At 66.0% G+C, this 15,925-nt stretch carries 11 protein-coding genes; 5 read left to right on the plus strand and 6 right to left on the minus strand.

The features are described 5' to 3' along the window. Positions 1-33: 33 nt before the first annotated feature. Positions 34-771 carry a sulfite exporter TauE/SafE family protein gene (locus tag ABWO17_RS03545; RefSeq protein ID WP_353116145.1) on the plus strand — a complete coding sequence of 246 codons (738 nt, stop codon included), beginning with the start codon at positions 34-36 and terminating at the stop codon, positions 769-771. Between the two features lie 82 nt (positions 772-853). Here ABWO17_RS03545 and ABWO17_RS03550 read toward each other — a convergent pair whose 3' ends face one another. The 6 genes from ABWO17_RS03550 to ABWO17_RS03575 form a co-directional block, all read right to left on the minus strand. Continuing rightward, on the minus strand, positions 854-2,839 hold the full coding sequence (locus tag ABWO17_RS03550; protein WP_353116147.1) for a CobW family GTP-binding protein: 1,986 nt from the start codon (positions 2,837-2,839) through the stop codon (positions 854-856). A gap of 190 nt (positions 2,840-3,029) precedes the next feature. After that, positions 3,030-4,202, minus strand: a complete 1,173-nt coding sequence (locus ABWO17_RS03555; RefSeq protein ID WP_353116149.1) for a twin-arginine translocation signal domain-containing protein — start codon at positions 4,200-4,202, stop codon at positions 3,030-3,032. A 15-nt stretch (positions 4,203-4,217) separates the two neighbouring features. Beyond that, positions 4,218-5,624: a hypothetical protein gene (locus ABWO17_RS03560; protein ID WP_353116151.1), complete on the minus strand. Its 1,407-nt coding sequence runs from the start codon at positions 5,622-5,624 to the stop codon at positions 4,218-4,220. Between the two features lie 159 nt (positions 5,625-5,783). Beyond that, the gene (locus ABWO17_RS03565; protein WP_353116153.1) at positions 5,784-6,218 is read right to left on the minus strand and encodes a hypothetical protein; all 435 of its coding nucleotides are present in this window, start codon (positions 6,216-6,218) and stop codon (positions 5,784-5,786) included. Continuing rightward, on the minus strand, positions 6,215-6,934 hold the full coding sequence (locus ABWO17_RS03570) for a FadR/GntR family transcriptional regulator (RefSeq protein ID WP_353116155.1): 720 nt from the start codon (positions 6,932-6,934) through the stop codon (positions 6,215-6,217). Before ABWO17_RS03570 ends, ABWO17_RS03565 begins: the two co-directional genes overlap by 4 nt. Before the next feature lie 337 nt (positions 6,935-7,271). Then, positions 7,272-8,609, minus strand: coding sequence for a hypothetical protein (locus tag ABWO17_RS03575; protein WP_353116157.1), 1,338 nt, complete (start codon positions 8,607-8,609; stop codon positions 7,272-7,274). A gap of 388 nt (positions 8,610-8,997) precedes the next feature. Between ABWO17_RS03575 and nifV the strand changes: the two genes are divergently transcribed. The 4 genes from nifV to ABWO17_RS03595 all read left to right on the plus strand — a co-directional run bounded on the left by nifV (position 8,998) and on the right by ABWO17_RS03595 (position 15,882). Further along, positions 8,998-10,293, plus strand: a complete 1,296-nt coding sequence (nifV, locus tag ABWO17_RS03580; protein WP_353116159.1) for a homocitrate synthase — start codon at positions 8,998-9,000, stop codon at positions 10,291-10,293. A gap of 220 nt (positions 10,294-10,513) precedes the next feature. Next, the gene (locus tag ABWO17_RS03585; RefSeq protein WP_353116161.1) at positions 10,514-12,112 is read left to right on the plus strand and encodes a sigma-54-dependent Fis family transcriptional regulator; all 1,599 of its coding nucleotides are present in this window, start codon (positions 10,514-10,516) and stop codon (positions 12,110-12,112) included. A 94-nt stretch (positions 12,113-12,206) separates the two neighbouring features. Further along, the gene (locus ABWO17_RS03590; RefSeq protein WP_353116163.1) at positions 12,207-13,724 is read left to right on the plus strand and encodes a radical SAM protein; all 1,518 of its coding nucleotides are present in this window, start codon (positions 12,207-12,209) and stop codon (positions 13,722-13,724) included. A gap of 406 nt (positions 13,725-14,130) precedes the next feature. Next, the gene (locus tag ABWO17_RS03595; protein WP_353116165.1) at positions 14,131-15,882 is read left to right on the plus strand and encodes a HAMP domain-containing methyl-accepting chemotaxis protein; all 1,752 of its coding nucleotides are present in this window, start codon (positions 14,131-14,133) and stop codon (positions 15,880-15,882) included. Positions 15,883-15,925: the final 43 nt, after the last annotated feature.

Below are 15,925 nucleotides of genomic sequence, written 5' to 3' on the forward strand. Positions count from 1 at the left end.
CCTATGTCCGGGCGCGTCCCACCGTGGAAAGCCATGACCGAAGGACTTCTTATCGCCATGCTGGGCTGGTGGCTCGGCGGCTTCGTCAATAACACCATCGGGTTCGGAGGGGCACTGGTTGCCCTGCCCGTGGTTGCCCTGGGCAATGACATGGCGGTGGCGGTACCGGCTTCCGCGCTTATCGTGCTGGCCGTCAATATGCAGATGGCCTGGAACTACCGGCATCACCTGAAGGGCGGTATCGGCGTGTGGCCCTTGATCTTGGGGGGCCTGCCGGGGGCCTTGGTCGGCGTACTGATGCTGCGCCACATTCCCGATGCCGGGCTGCGCCTTGGCCTTGGCGGGCTGCTCGTGGCGTATGCCCTGTGGGCGCTGCTGTGCGCAAAGCCCGGCCGCAGGGCGCTGCATGGTGCATGGGGGGCCGTGGCCGGGTTCTTTTCCACCAGCCTGGGCACGGCCTACGGCATCAACGGGCCGTCGCTGGCCATCTACCTGTCGTTCCGGGGGGGCACCCTGCAGGAGACCAAGGCCGCGTTGGGGGTGTTCTTCATCGTCAGCGGCACCATCATCGTGGCTGCGCAGACCCTGGCGGGCGTGCAGTCGGCAGAGACGGTGCTGCAGTTCGCCGCGTCGCTGCCGTCGGTCATGCTGGGCGGATGGGCGGGTATTGCGTTGTCCAGGCGCCTGTCCGACGGCAATCTGCATGGCGCGCTGTTCGTGATGCTGCTGCTCATGGGGGCCAACCTCGTCCGGCAGGGCATGGGATTCTGACGCGGGCGCCCTGTTTGCCTCCGGGCCGCTTGTCTGCCACGGCTCCCCTTGATTGGCATGCCCGTCGTACCCTCCCCGTCTGTCACGCTGGCCGGGCGGCCCCGGCCGACCCGCCCGTGCTGCCGGACGTGTCAGATGTGTCTCCGGACGTGTCTCCGCCGTCCGCCTCCATGTCCCTGCTCTTGTCCCCCCGCGCTCCCTTGCCGATGAAGGTCAGAAAGCGTTCCGCGTCCGCATGGCCGGGCAGCGGCGTCATGCTCGTGCGGCCATCCACGGATTGGACCAGCAGGGGCGTGTCGTACCCCGCCACGTCCACCACGCCCTTGATGCGGAAATAACGTCTCGATTCCGACTCCAGCAAGGCTTCCAGTTGGGGCAGGGCCATGGGGGCATGCACCCGCAGGGTTTCGGCAGTATAGCCGTCATCGGCGTGGGTGGCTGCGCCGCCATGGAACGCGGTATCCCCGAATCGGGGCAGGCCGCGTTGCCCCGGTCTGCGCCGGGTGGTGTCCGTATCCGCTAGCAGGCCGAAGGGGATGGCTCCCCCCGTGGCCTCGTGCAGCATGGCCCCGGGGTTGATGCGGGCTGCCATGGCGCGGGCGGCCGTGATGTGTTCCGGCTCGGCGATGTCGGTCTTGTTGAGCACCAGGATGTCCGCGGCGGTCACCTGGTCCCTGGCCACCCTGCTTTCGCGCAGGGCGCTGGCGAAGGAGACGGTGTCCACCACGGTGATCACCGGCCCCCTGCTTACCATGTCGGACACCTCGTGCAACTCGTCGAGCAGGTTCAGGGGGTTGGCCAGCCCGCTGGTTTCCAGCACCACCACGTCCGGGGTGAACCGTTCCAGCAGTTGGACCAGGCCGTGGCGCAGCCGCCCGGACAGGGAGCAACACACACAGCCCTCGTCGGCCTCCACCACCCGGCAGCCATCCTCCAGCAGCTTGCCGTCCAGCCCCACGGCACCGATCTCGTTCTGGATGACCGCCACGAAGCGGTCGCGTTGCAGGTTGTATTCGATGAAATGGCGCAGCAGGGTGGTCTTGCCGGAGCCGAGAAATCCCGTCAGCACCAGCAGGGGCGGGCGTGGCCCGTCGCCGCATGCGGTTTTCGTTGTTTCCGCGCTGCCCATCCAGCCGGGGCTGTGTGCGGTCATCCACGGTTGGGCATGCAGCGGGCCGGTGTCCGCTGGCCGCCACGGAGCGCAACGTTCCGATGGAGGCGGCGTGCCGTAGGCCAGGGCCAGGGAGATGCGTCGCACGTCGTGTGCGGGCACGTTGCGGTATGGTTGCGCGCGGGTGAACCACCCCTGCCAGCCGGGTCGCACTGCGTAGCGGCAGGCGGTGGGGGCTTCGCCCAGGACGAAACTGGCGCTGGCCGCCAGACAGCGAAACAGGCGCAGGGCCATGCCGAAGGACGGAATGTCGCTTTCCGCGTCACCGGGGCGCACCACGAACGGGTCGGAAAAATCGGCGGAACTGGCGCCGGACCGCGGCATGCCTTCGGATTGAACCGTGACGTCCTGCGGCATACCTTCGGACTGGCCCATGCCGTCCTGCGGCATGCCTTCGGATTGGCGAATGCCGTCGGCGGCAAAGACGCGGGTGCGCGACAGGCCGGACAGTTCCAGCCGCAGTGATTCGCCGTGACTGCCCGCCACCACCCGCAGCGTGCCCACCCGGAACAAGGTGCGCATGGCGTGCCCGGACGGAAAGTCGCGGACGTTGTCCCAGTAGTCCGCCAGCAGGGTGGCCACCCCGGCGGCCAGGGGAAAGCGTTCGGCGCACGGTTCGTCGGGGTGGGGGAAGTAGTGCAGCGAAAAGGTGCCCGCCAGCACGGTACCGTGCATGCGTTCACCCTCGAACAGCATGCCGAACACACCAGTGCTGCCATGCAGCTTGCAGGTCCAGCCTTCGCCGTGGGCGATGGTGGGGCGAATGCCCCGCCACCCCAGGGCGCGGGCCTCGGGCCGGTGAAACTGGGTACGCAGCAGCAGGGCGCGCACCATGCCCGGCGTCCAGCAGCCATGGCCCTGGTCCACGGGAACGGGGGTGATCGTGCGCAGGTCCATCGGGCCTCCTTGTCGGCGGTGTGCCGCCGCGGCCTGTCCGGAAAGTCCTGTCGGGTGCCGCCTGTCCGGTGGTTCCGGTTCGGCGCCGCCTGCCGGTGATTACGGCCCGGCGTGCCCCTGCCCGCCGCATCTGCGCGGGCAGGGGCGTCCGTTCATCTGGTCACCTGGTCATCCGTTTTCCTGGGCTCGCCTACACCTTGGCGAACCGGATGGAGTCCCCATTGCCCAGATAGGCCTTGTCCTTGGTGCGGAACCTGGCTGTGCCCTCCACCACCGGGTAGCCCGCGTCGATGAACTTCTTGGCGGTGACTATCCCGGTGCAGTGGTTGCAGCCCACCTTCTCCAGGTTCCACTTGCGCAGGCCTATGACCAGGTCGTCGTACTTGGGGTCCCAGTCCTCGAAGGGCGAGATGTGCAGCCCGCCATACAGGCCGTGGAAGCGGTCGTGTTCATAGGCCAGTTCGCGGTAGGCGGTGTCCGCGAACAGGATGATGCCCTGGTGGCAGCATCCGGTGATGCTGACCAGCCCAAGGTCCGCCACGTTGAAGTACAGCGACTGTTCGCCGAATACCCGGCAGATGATGGGCACATCGAACATGTAGCTGGCCATGCCCGGCTCGATGGGGTGCAGTCCCTTCTTCACCTTGACCAGTTCACCCTTGTGTCCGGCGTCCTTGATGTACTGCAATCCTTCCGCATAGAACGAATCGGGGATGTATATCTTGATGCCCGGCGCATACTTGAGGGTGACCGGCAGGCCCCAGAAGTGGTCGAAGTGCTCGTGCGAGATGATCAGCGCCTCGATCTCGCCGTTGGCCAGCATCTTGTCGATGCCTTCACGCTTGAAGCATTCGTCCATCCAGGCGAAGGACCAGCCGGAATCCAGCAGGTACTTGCGCACCTTGCCGTCCATGTCCTCCACCTCCACCAGGGCCGCAAAGCCCCCGGCGTTCATGGGGTTGACGCTCTTGGCCCTGGTGATCTCCCACGCCTCGTCCAGCCGGTTGGGCAGCAGGTCGCGGATTTGGGCAATGCCCTTCTGGTACGACCCCTTGCCAAGGCCCGTGCCGTCGCCGAAGGGCGGCCAGTTGTAGGTATACTGGTCCACCAGCAGGCCCCCGGCGCTCTTGATGTCCGACATCAGCTTGCCGTTGTCGAACCAGCTGGTTTCCGAAACCACCTTTGCCTTCACGCTGCGGCAGGTGCCGAAGGACTGCATCTTGCGCTGCACCTTGGGCAGGTCTTCGAACCGGCGCGACGAGTACGAGTACGCACCCATGGCGCCCAGCGTTCCCAGCCCCACGCCCAGTGCCGCACCCTTGATGAAGTCTCGCCTGCTGAGTGACGTCTTGTTGTCCGACATGGCGGCCTCCTTGGGCTACTTGGGAATGAGGGTGACGGATTGGGAAACCACGGGCAGCGCGCGCACGATGACGAAGTACAGGGCCACGCCCACGGCGGTACCAACGGCCAGGCCGGGCAGCATCCTCGGGCTCCAGGTGTGCTCCGCCTCGCGCGCGGCGGCTTCCGCCGCCAGTTCGTCGGCGGTCTTCATGCGCATGGTCCAGCCGGGCCAGTTGTCCATGAACCAGTAGTTGATCAGCCAGATGTTGATCAGCCAGATGGTGGGAATCATGGGGAACTGCTGCGGGTGCGAAAAGCCCTTCTGCGTGCCCAGGAACAGGTGCGAGGTGCGGTAGTACGCGGCATATACCGCAAGGCCCGCCGCCACCACGATGGCGGTGCGCACCAGCATGTTCACCGGGGTGGAGAACTTGCGGGGCCAGTTGTCGCAGTACATGTACAGGAACAGCGCGGGCAGCAGGAAGAAGATGGCCGTCTCGCCCACGTGCAGCCAGCGCCAGTCGGGCGCGGCGTCGCGCTTGTGGCCCCGGATGGCTTCACCCCAGGCCAGTTCCTGCGCGAAGTAGAAGAAGAAGGTCAGGGCCAGCGAAATGGCGATGATGGCGAAGAAGATGGACAGCCGCCGCGCCCACGGGTTGCGGATGACCGAGAAGGGGTAGCGTTCCCAGATGGTTTCCATCAGCCAGACCACCACGGTGCAGCACATGATCCAGGCGATGTGGAAGTTGCCCGACACCGTGTTGGCGAAGGCTTCCCAGTAGGGCGGGGTGATGGAGGTGAACTCCTGCCAGGGGTAGTACAGGATGCCCATGTGCGGGTGCATGGTCATCAGGTAGATGAGCGTACTGAGAAAGAAGGTGACGATCCAGATGCTCATGCCCTTCACCGGCTGCTTCAGGTCCTGCCAGGGGGCTTCCTCCATGGCCACCACCCAGGCGGGGCTGAGCCACGAGGCGATGGCCGCGAACATCAGGCAGGCCGTGGCTGCATATTCCGCCGCGAAGAATTCGGTGATGCCCTTCAGCTTGGTGAGCTGGTCGGGGTTGAAGTAGGCCATGGCGTAGTTGCCCAGCAGCCCTTCGAAGAACCCCTTGATCAGGGCCAGCATCAGCGCCACCGACAGCAGCGAGAGGATGACGCCCTTCACCAGCGGGTGGGCCTTTTCCATCCACTCCCGGCGAAAGGGCCAGAAGTCGAAGATGTAGGCCACCCAGATCAGGATGATCAGCAGCCAGCGGGTGTACATGTAGCCCACGTAGGGGGTGTACAGCCGCATCATCCCGCGCGGGTCCTGGAAAATCCACCACGTGGCGTAGAAGATGACCAGCGTGAACAGCAGGTTGACGATGGCAGGCAAGGGGCCCTTCCACCGCTTTTCCAGCTTTCGCGCTTCAAGGAAGCTGACGGATCCGTGTGACATGACGGTTCCTCCTTTGTTGGGGTGCAACCCTTTGGAATCCCCTGCCGAGTATGCGTTGCGCGAGGGCGAGCCCGCGTGGTCGATGTGGTTCGGGTGGGCCGGGTGGCCTGAGTAGTCGGCCTGGTCTGCGCAGCACGCGTATCGGAAACAGTCGGGTGCTCAGCGGGTGGTGCCCGGTGTTCGCCGCGCTGGTGCTGCGGTGTCCCCATTTCCCGTGTTTGAATTCCCACTGTCAGGCGCTGCCGTGTCCGGAGCCTCGGTGTCGCGGACCCCGGGCGGGGCCATGTCCAGCATGGCCCGATGCAGGCGGTTGAGCAGGTCTTCGGTGCCTGCATCGGCGGGCAGGCCCATGCGTTCGGCCTCCAGGCGCAGCAGTTCGGGGGTGAAATCCCCGCCCGGTCCGCACAGGGGAACGCCGCCGGAAAACAGTGCGGCGGGTTCGGCCTCCGCCGTTGCCGTGGAGGGTGTTTCCCCAGCGTTTCCGGCATCCGGGGGGCAAGGGGGCGACGGGCGAAGGCCCGCCGCACTGCCCGCAAGGTCGGCCCCCAGCGAGAAGAGCCCCCGCAGGAATCGTGCACGGGTGGTGGCGGTCATGCGTCCATCCCCCGCTGTTCCAGTTGTGCGCGGAGATACGGAGTGCATTCGGTGCCCGCGTATTTTTCCATGCAGCGGCACATGCGCAGCAGGCGTTCTTCCATGCGCAGCCGGGCATCTTCCGGGTCGTGCCGTTTCAGCGCTTGCAGCACCTTGACGAGGTCGGCGAAGAACTGGTCGCGCTCGTAGTCTTCCATGGTGAACAGCAGTTCGATGGCCGAGGCGCCCACCGGGCATAGTTGTTCCACTGTGGCCACCAGCGCGGGATTGCCCGTGGATTCGGCCAGGGTGTGCATGAAGGCTGCGGTCTGCTCGCGCGCAAGACCGGGATTGCCGCCAAGGATGGCGCGGCTGAGGGAGGTCATGGTTTCTTCAAGGCGGGAAAGGCCGGAGGGGGAAACGGTAACGGCGCACAAGGCCGCCAGCGGGGGCAGGATGATGTAGGCGGCTTCCAGCCGGGCCATGCCGGCCTGGGGGCCGGGGGCATCGACGTAGCCGCCGCGTTCGCGGCGGGAACGCAGGTAGCAGCCGCTGCCCCGGCGCACCTCGACCATGCCGCGCGTCTGCAATACGCGCAGTGCCCCGCGCACCGTGGGGCGGCTGGTGCCCAGCATGCCCGCCAACTGGCGTTCCGGGGGCAGCCTGCCGCCCACTTCCCATTCGCCGCAACGTATCCTGCCCAGCAGGTCCGTGAGAATGGCGGATTCCTTTTCCATGCACGCCTCCGTGGGGCGGGGCGCCGGGCGCCGCCTGCGGGTGTTGCCGGAAGGGGGACAGGGGATCATGCATTGACCAGTACTGCTGCCCCATTGGTATGACCGATAGTGATGTCTGTGAGTACTTGCAAGCAATGTTCGGACAGAAAATCATACGCGCCGCAACGCACGGGTTTTCATGTGCTTTTTTATGCAAGATTGGTAAGACCACTTGGGCGGCACATGAACGGCGCAGCCCGGTGCGCGCCATGGATCAGGTCGGCATCGCGGCCAACGCAAAACGCCCGCCGGGTGTGACCGACGGGCGCTGTGCATGCGGGAGGCGGGGCGAGTTGCCTCAGGATTCCTGGTGGCGCAGGCGAGACCGCCAGGCCTGAATGGCCTTGTCGAACGGATCGAACAGGATGGAGTATTCCGGCAGGCCCGTGGTGGGGAACGCCGCCGGACGCCGCGAACACAGGATGAGCACCGCGCGCAGCACGCCGCGCCGGTAGAAGGGCTTGGCGAAGTACGAGCGGATGCCGCGCGGGATGAACAGCGCCCAGTCGATGGCCTTGATGCTGTCCAGGGTGTCGTCCACGATGAGCGAGTCCAGCTTGTAGCTCACGATGTCCTGCGCGATGGTGCCGTCGAAGGGGAACATTTCGCCCTGCGGCATGCCGGTGAACGGCTCGCCGGTCCAGTGCACGTATACCTTGTTGCGGCGCTGGTGGATGTCCGAGAACAGCAGCCCGTCACAGTGGTAGCTGGGCAGGCGGAAGGCGTGCAGGGCCGCGAGGATGTCGGCGATGTCCGTCAGCGGTTCCAGACGGGCGTGCAGTTCCTGTTGCAGCCGCGCGAACTCCCGATCCGGCGGCGGCGTGGTGCGCGCTTCCCCATCCTCGTCGCCGGAGGGCGAGCGCAGGTCGGTCAGCGAGACGCGCAGCAGCCTGCGCCCCTTCAGGGTCAGCAGGCGCACGGCGGTGCGGGCCGCAAAGGTGGCATGGCTGCGCCGGACGTATTCCAGCTTGCCCTCCCACTTGCGTGCGAACACGATTTCCTCGAACAGGCGGTGTACCCGGTTGGTCATGCCGGGGTGGTGCAGCATGCCGAAGTCGAGCTGGGCCATGCCGTTGCCCGGATACATGAAGGCCGAGGCGGCGGCGGAGTTCAGCGAAAGCACCTGGCGGGTATCGAAGTCCACGATGAGGGTGGGATTTTCGGCCAGGTCGATCAGCATCTGCTGCTCGGCGTCCTTTTCAAGGATGCCGCGTATGCCCTCTGCCCGGTCGGAAACATCCATCAGGTAACCCATGTAGTAGCGCGGATCGCGCGGGCTGGACCACCCGGCCGCCTTCAGCCAGCACAGTTGTTCCTCTTCCGGGTCTGGCGAGCACACCCGCACGATGGTTTCCGCCCCGTCGCCCCGCTTCATGGCCTCCATGAAGGCCTCGATGAAGTGCAGGTCTTCGGGCAGCACCACCTTGCGCCGAAAGTCCGGGCTCTTCATGAACAGGCCGGACCTGTCCTCGAGCACGGGCAGCTTGCGCGCGTTCAGGAATTCGATGCGCGACCTGGCGATTTCGATGCGCCACAGCAGCGCGGGAAAGGTGAGCAGGTAGTCGCTCATCTCGTCCCGCGAAATTTCGCGAGTGGCCACCACGTCCTGGGTTTCGATGCGGTCGATGTAGATCATCAGTCCTGCTCTTGCTGCTGGCGACTCATTGCGTGAACCCCGTCCGTGGTGATGACCTTACAATACCGGAGGAACGGCGGAAAGTATTCACTTACTCCGTCTGGTGCGCGGGCGGAAGGGAAGACTGGTTGGGCTGTGAGGCTGGGCAGGCAGAGTGTACCGAAAGGTACCATTCCGCGCCCAAAGTGTACGGAACGACCATCTTCGGCACGCCGGGTGGGGGCATGCCGAGGGGGAGCAGGGAGGGCGCCGACCGTCCTTTCGCCCCAACGTGGCGCCGTTACTGGCGTGGCGGGTGTGGCGCGCCCAAGCGCCAGAACCGCAACTGGCCGCACCACTGCTGGCACATGCTTTGCTGTTATGCCTCCGCAAGCATAAAGGAGGCGGCATGCGCGCAGCCAGCGTGTCATCCCCCGGAGGCAACCCGGAGGCAACAGAGACCCGTCAGGTCATCATCAACGACACCACCCTGCGCGACGGCGAGCAGACGGCGGGCGTGGCCTTTACGCTTGAAGAGCGCCTGGCCGTGGCTCGCGCGCTGGACGCCGCCGGAGTGCCGGAAATGGAAGTGGGCATTCCGGCCATGGGCCCGCGCGAGGTGGACGAGATCCGCGCCATCGCGGGTCTTGGTCTTGTGGCCCGGCCCATCGTGTGGTGCCGCATGCACGAGGCCGATCTGGCCGCCGCGCGCGCCACGGGCGTTGCCACGGTGAACCTGTCCATTCCCGTTTCCGACCAGCAGATTACCCGCAAGATCGGGCGCGACAGGGCCTGGGTGCTGCGGCGCATCGAGTCCATGACCTGCGCCGCGCTGGACTTGGGCTTTGACGTGTGCATCGGCGGCGAGGACAGCAGCCGGGCCGACGCGGACTTTCTGGCCCTGGTGCTGGAAGTGGCGGAACGCTGCGGGGCGCGCCGCTTCCGCTTTGCGGACACCATGGGCGTGCTGGACCCCTTTGCCACCCATGCGCTGTTTCTGGCCATGCGCGCCCGCAGCAACCTGGAACTGGAAATCCACGCCCACGACGACCTCGGGCTTGCCACGGCCAACACCCTTGCCGCCGTGCGCGGCGGGGCCACCCACGCCAACACCACGGTCAACGGCCTTGGCGAACGGGCGGGCAACGCCCCTCTGGAAGAGGTGGTCATGGCCCTGCACCTGCTGCACGGACAGCCCACCGGGGTGCGGCCTGCGCTGCTGCCGGGGGTGTCCGCGCTGGTGGCCGCCGCATCGGGCCGCCCGGTGCCGCCGGGCAAGTCCATTGTGGGTGAGAACGTGTTCACCCATGAATCGGGCATCCACGTCAGCGGCCTGTTGCGCGACCCGTCCAACTACCAGCATATCGACCCACGCGAACTGGGGCGCGACCACCGCCTGGTGCTGGGCAAGCACTCCGGCGCGGCGGCGGTGCGCTGGGCTTACGGGCGGCTGGGTATCCGGCTGGACGAGGAGGGCGCGCGGGCCGTGCTGCCCCTGCTGCGCGACCATGCCGCGCGCACCAAGCGCCCGCCGGAACAGGCCGACCTGTTGCGTTTTCTGGATGCGGCGCGATGTGGCGAAACACCGGAGAATGCCGGTGACGCGGCGTCCCGCACCCCGCGCGGCGTGCGGCCCGGCACGGGTTGCGGCAGCATCCTCGCCGCATCCCGCCCTGCCTGCACATCGGAATGTTTGCCGGAATGACGGAGGTGCCCGTGCGGCCATCCCTGCTCGAAAAGCCCCATGCTGGCGTGACGGTATGTTCCGGTCCGGCGCGGGGTCACGCGACCGTCGGCGGCGGTGTGTCCCGCGATGTCCCCGGCGCGGCTGGCGACGATGCTTGCGGCAGAGCCTTCGGCCCCGCCGGGGCGGCGGACATTCCGTATCCTTCCCTTGTCCCATCAATTTCCACGCTGGTGGGGCCATGACCTGCGAAAAGAAACATAGTGAAGAGGCACGCACCTGCGGCGGCGGGGTGTGCCGGGGCGGCATAGTGCCGCTGCTGCACGAGATAGGGCGCATGCTGTCCGGGCCGGAGGACTTCTGCGCCGCACTGGACCGCATCCTTTGCTACATGCACGCCGAAATGGGTGTGCGGCGCGGCATGATCAGCCTGCACCACCGCGAATCGGGGCGCATTTTCGTGCATCGCAGCATCGGCCTGACGCCGGAGGAACAGGAGCGCGGCGTGTACCATCTGGGCGAGGGCATCACCGGACGGGTGGTGGAGACGGCGCAGCCCATCATCGTGCCCCGCATCGGGGACGAACCCGCCTTCCTCAACCGTACCCGCAGCCTTTCCGACGGCGCGGACCTGGAACTTTCGTTCATGTGCGTGCCCATCCTGCGCGGCAGCAAGGTGCTGGGCACCATCAGCGCCGAACGGCTCTACGAGGACCGGCGCTTTCTGGACCGCCACGTGGACGTGCTGATGGTGATGTCGCACATGCTCGCCCACGCCGTGGAACTGTACCTGGTCGAAAAGGTGGACCTGGCCCGCTGGGAACACCGTACCCGCCTGCTGGTGGACCGGCTGAAGGAATGCTTTCACCCCGCCAGCATCATCGGCGCATCCGCCCCCATGCGCGAGGTGTACGCGCTGATGCGCAAGGTGGCCCAGACCCGCACCACCGTGCTGCTGCTGGGCGAAAGCGGCGTGGGCAAGGAGATGATCGCCAACGCCCTGCACTACGATGGCCCCAATCCAGAAGGCCCGCTGGTGAAGTTCAACTGCGCGGCATTGCCGGAAAACCTGGTGGAAAGCGAACTGTTCGGCCACGAGAAGGGCGCGTTCACCGGCGCGGTGCAGACCCGCAAGGGCCGCTTCGAGGATGCCGACGGCGGCACCATCTTTCTGGACGAGGTGGGCGAACTTTCCCCGGCCATGCAGGCCAAGCTGCTGCGGGTGTTGCAGGAACGGCGCTTCGAGAGGGTGGGCGGCAACCAGAGCATTGCCGTGAACATCCGCATCATCGCCGCCACCAACCGCAACCTTCAGGACATGGTGGCCCAGGGCACCTTCCGCGAGGACCTGTACTACCGGTTCAACGTGTTCCCCATCATGGTGCCGCCGCTGCGCGAGCGCGGCAGCGACATCGTGACCCTGGCCGAGCACTTCATGTCCCACTACGCCCGCGAGACGGAAAAGAACGTGTTCACCATCGCCACCTCCGCCCTGAACATGCTGGTGCAGCACGACTGGCCGGGCAACGTGCGCGAACTGGAAAACGTCATCCATCGCGCGGTGATCCTGACCGAGGACGACACCATCCACGCCCATGACCTGCCGTTGTCGTTGCAGGCGGACATGGTGCCGGACACGGGCGCACCGGGCGGGCTGGAAGCGCGCCTAGCCTGTGTGGAATACGAGATGCTGGTGGAGGCCCTGCGCGCCCACCGGGGCAACACCACCGAGGCGGCGCGGGCGCTGGGGCTTACCCGGCGCATCATGGGTTTGCGCATGAAGCGCTTCAACCTGACGTATCAGCAGTTCCGCAGGGGGGAGGGGGCGGCTGAGGGGTAGCCCCGCAGCCGGAACCAACCGGTGGCGCCTGAGTGTCCTTGCCTTTTCCGTTGTTCACCCCAACCGTCCACCGCACCGTGAGAAAGGAGCCGCCATGAACGCCGCCGAACCTGCCGCTACCGCGCGTGACGCCTCGAAGCATCCCTGCTTCAACAAGGCTGCGTCCGGCACCTGCGGCCGTGTACACCTGCCGGTGGCCCCCGGCTGCAACATCCAGTGCAACTACTGCGACCGGCAGTACGATTGCGCCAACGAATCGCGCCCCGGTGTGACCAGCGCGGTGCTGAAGCCCCGCCAGGCCCTGGAATACATGCACCGGGTGCTGGAGGCGGAACCGCGCATTACCGTGGCGGGCATTGCCGGGCCGGGCGACCCCATGGCCAACCCGGAAGCCACGCTGGAAACCATGCGCTTGCTGCGCGAAGCATACCCGCACCTGCTGTTCTGCCTGTCGTCCAACGGCCTGGCCATGCCCGCCCATCTGGACGACCTGGCGGCCTTCGGCGTGACCCATGCCACGGTCACCTGCAACGCGGCGGACCCGGCCATCGGCGCATCCATCTATGCCTGGGTGCGCGACGGTCGGACAACCCTGCGCGGGCAGGACGCGGCGGAACTGCTGCTGCACCGCCAGAAGCAGGCCATTGCCGGGCTGAAGGCGCGTGGCATTGCGGTGAAGGTGAACACCATCGTCATTCCCGGCGTCAACGACACTCACGTCACCGCCGTGGCCGAAATGGCCCGCGCGCTGGGCGCCGACCTGCACAACCTGATGCCCCTGCACCCCAACCCCGGCACCCCGTTTGCCGACGTGGCGGAACCCGCGCCCGCGCTCATGGAAACCCTGCGTCTGGCCGGGGCGGCCCTGCTGCCCCAAATGACCCACTGTCGCCGCTGCCGGGCCGACGCCGTGGGCCTGCTGTGCGAGGACCGATCCGGCGAACTGGCCCCGGTGCTGGCCGCTTGCGGCGGCCTGACCCCGGCAGGGCCGGGCAGGGTGGGCGAGCCCGTGCGGAAGAAGCGCTGCGGCGGCGGTGACGGCAGCGGTGGGGGATGCGGCGGAGGCGGCGGGTGCGGTGGGGGCGGCATGCTGCGGCGCACCACCGGCGCGGCACACCCGGAACCGCAGCGCGCAACCGCCCTGGATGGGGACTCACGGCCCTACGTGGCCGTGGCCTCGCGCGGTGGGCTGCGGGTAAACCTGCACCTTGGCAAGGCCCAGACCCTGCACATCTGGGAGCCACTGGAAGGCGGCGGCTTCCGGCTGGTGGAAGAACGCATCCTGCCCGCGCCGGACAGTCCGGGCCGCTGGGAACAACTGGCGTGCGGCCTGCACGACTGCCGCGCCCTGCTGGTGGAGGCCCTGGGCGATGTGCCGCGCGCGGCGCTGACCTCGCACGGGGTCAATATCGTGGCCTGCTCCGGCATGGTCCTCGACATGCTGCGCGCTGTGTACGGGACGGGCGCCGCCGGGGTCCGCGTCGGCCCTTCGCACGCTGGCGACCGCCAGGGTGCGGATTGCACCCTGGCGGACGGCAAGGGGACGGGATCCCCATGCCTTGTGGAACACCGGGGGGACCGTCCCGGCGAAGGTCTCTGCGAATATCCGTAGGCGGCCGATACGCGCCGATCACGCGAAGATTGGCATGATCCGACCGGGCGTCCCGTTTGTGGGGCGCCCTTTTCTTTTTCACGGGCAGGCAATGCTTGTACCGTTGCGAGCATGTCCGGTCCGCGTGGACTGCATGCCGCCGGACCTGTCGAAGGCCACGTCATGACGGGACAATGTTTCATGTTGTCAGGTCTAAGTGCCATTTGTGAATGCGAGCAATCGCTTGCTTGTGGCTATATTGCTGTAGACGAATGTGAAAAAAATAATACTTGAGAGTAAAAGTGTATTTTCTGTATGGTAAGCACAATGACAAAAAGATGTGCACGCTTCAACAAATAGGCGATATGCGTTCATCGGTAGCTCATTGTCGCCAGATAACGTCAGATAACGTCAGGGGGCAATCGTCATGAAACTTTCCGTCAAGCTTTCAAGCGCGTTTGGCATCGTCATCCTGCTGGTTGTCGTGATGGGGGGATACGGCAACATCATGTTCGGTCAGGTGCTGCGTGACATGGTGGACATCACGAGCAACTGGATGCCCAGCGTCAAGGAACTGGGGAATATTCGCGCATTGTTCAACGAAATCAGGCGGGCAGAGCTGCTGCACATCGCCACCGATGATGCGGGCCAGATGGCCGAGGTAGAAAAGCTGCTTAACAAATCCAGGACTGACTTCTACGAAAGTCTCGCCCGCTACGAGAAGCTGATTTCTTCTCCGGAAGAAAAGGCGCTGTACGCGAAGTTCACGCCCACGGTGGGTGAATACCGCGATCTGCTCGCCCGCAGTTTGGCCCTGTCGCGAGAACAGAAGAAAGGTGATGCCAGGGAGATAACGGTGGTCAAGAGCCGCCCCGTGTTCAACGAGGCCATGGCCTCGCTGATGGCGCTGGTTGCATACAACGACCAAGGCTCCCAGGTGTCGGGGAACAGCGCGGAACGCGAGGCGGGGCACGCCCGCTCGGTGAACCTTGCATTGATGGCAATTTCCCTGCTGCTTGGAATCGGGTGCGCCGCGTACATCATTCGTTCCACACTGTCGCAACTCGGTGAGGACCCGGGCTATCTGTATGCCCTGTCCAACGAGATAGCCGCCGGAAATCTCGGGGTCACCTTTCGGCCGAGCAAGTACACCGGGGTGTACGTGGCCATGCAGCATATGGTCGATACCTTGAAGGCCAAGATCGCCGAGGCCGAAGACAAGAGCGCCATGGCCGCGCGCAAGGAACAGGAGGCCCTGGTGGCCATGCATGAGGCAGACGAGGCTCGCAAGCAGGCAGAGCGCGCCAAGGCCGAAGGCATGATGCAGGCCGCACGCCAGCTTGAAGGGGTGGTGGAAATCATTTCATCGGCGTCGGAGGAGCTTTCCGCGCAGATCGAGCAGTCCAGCCGCGGGGCTGAACAGCAAGCCCAGCGCGTGGGTGAGACGGCTACCGCCATGGAGGAAATGAACGCCACGGTGCTTGAAGTGGCCCGCAACGCCACCCAAGCCGCCGAAACGTCGGAGAAGGCGCGCCAGGAAGCCCAGGATGGTGCCGGGGTGGTGAACAGCGTGGTCAAGGGCATTGGCGAGGTGCGTCAGCAATCGATGGCACTGAAGGACGACATGGCGGCGTTGGGCCGACAGGCGGAAGGCATCGGCCAGGTGATGGGCGTGATTTCCGACATCGCCGACCAGACCAACCTGCTGGCGCTGAACGCCGCCATTGAAGCGGCACGCGCTGGCGAGGCCGGACGGGGATTTGCCGTGGTGGCCGACGAGGTGCGCAAACTGGCGGAAAAGACCATGACCGCCACCAAGGAGGTGGGCGAGGCCATTAACGGCATCCAGGGCGGGACGCGCAAGAACATGGACAACGTGGACCGGTCCGCCCGCACCATCGAGGAAGCCACCACCCTTGCGGAGCGTTCCGGCGCGGCACTGCACCGCATCGTGCAACTCGTGCAGCAGGCATCGGACCAGGTACGGTCCATCGCCACGGCCTCGGAGCAACAGTCCGCCGCCAGCGAGGAGATCAGCCGTTCCGTCGAGCACGTGGCCACCATTTCCTCGGAAACGTCGCAGGCCATGGGGCAGGCCTCGCAGGCCATGTCCGAGCTTGCCCGGCAGTCACAGGTATTGCAGACGCTTATCGCGGACATGAAATCAGACGGCAACTAACCCCCCATGGTTGCCGTGGCCGCGCCGGAGTGCGCGGCGGCAT

The organism is Nitratidesulfovibrio sp. (assembly GCF_040373385.1).
Lineage (GTDB): Bacteria > Desulfobacterota > Desulfovibrionia > Desulfovibrionales > Desulfovibrionaceae > Cupidesulfovibrio.

What these genes read in the sequence shown, in the direction of transcription:
- ABWO17_RS03545 (WP_353116145.1), top strand. Translation starts at nt 34, where the DNA reads ATGACCGAAGGACTTCTTATCGCCATGCTGGGCTGGTGGCTCGGCGGC.
- ABWO17_RS03550 (WP_353116147.1), bottom strand. Translation starts at nt 2,839, where the DNA reads ATGGACCTGCGCACGATCACCCCCGTTCCCGTGGACCAGGGCCATGGC.
- ABWO17_RS03555 (WP_353116149.1), bottom strand. Translation starts at nt 4,202, where the DNA reads ATGTCGGACAACAAGACGTCACTCAGCAGGCGAGACTTCATCAAGGGT.
- ABWO17_RS03560 (WP_353116151.1), bottom strand. Translation starts at nt 5,624, where the DNA reads ATGTCACACGGATCCGTCAGCTTCCTTGAAGCGCGAAAGCTGGAAAAG.
- ABWO17_RS03565 (WP_353116153.1), bottom strand. Translation starts at nt 6,218, where the DNA reads ATGACCGCCACCACCCGTGCACGATTCCTGCGGGGGCTCTTCTCGCTG.
- ABWO17_RS03570 (WP_353116155.1), bottom strand. Translation starts at nt 6,934, where the DNA reads ATGGAAAAGGAATCCGCCATTCTCACGGACCTGCTGGGCAGGATACGT.
- ABWO17_RS03575 (WP_353116157.1), bottom strand. Translation starts at nt 8,609, where the DNA reads ATGATCTACATCGACCGCATCGAAACCCAGGACGTGGTGGCCACTCGC.
- nifV (WP_353116159.1), top strand. Translation starts at nt 8,998, where the DNA reads ATGCGCGCAGCCAGCGTGTCATCCCCCGGAGGCAACCCGGAGGCAACA.
- ABWO17_RS03585 (WP_353116161.1), top strand. Translation starts at nt 10,514, where the DNA reads ATGACCTGCGAAAAGAAACATAGTGAAGAGGCACGCACCTGCGGCGGC.
- ABWO17_RS03590 (WP_353116163.1), top strand. Translation starts at nt 12,207, where the DNA reads ATGAACGCCGCCGAACCTGCCGCTACCGCGCGTGACGCCTCGAAGCAT.
- ABWO17_RS03595 (WP_353116165.1), top strand. Translation starts at nt 14,131, where the DNA reads ATGAAACTTTCCGTCAAGCTTTCAAGCGCGTTTGGCATCGTCATCCTG.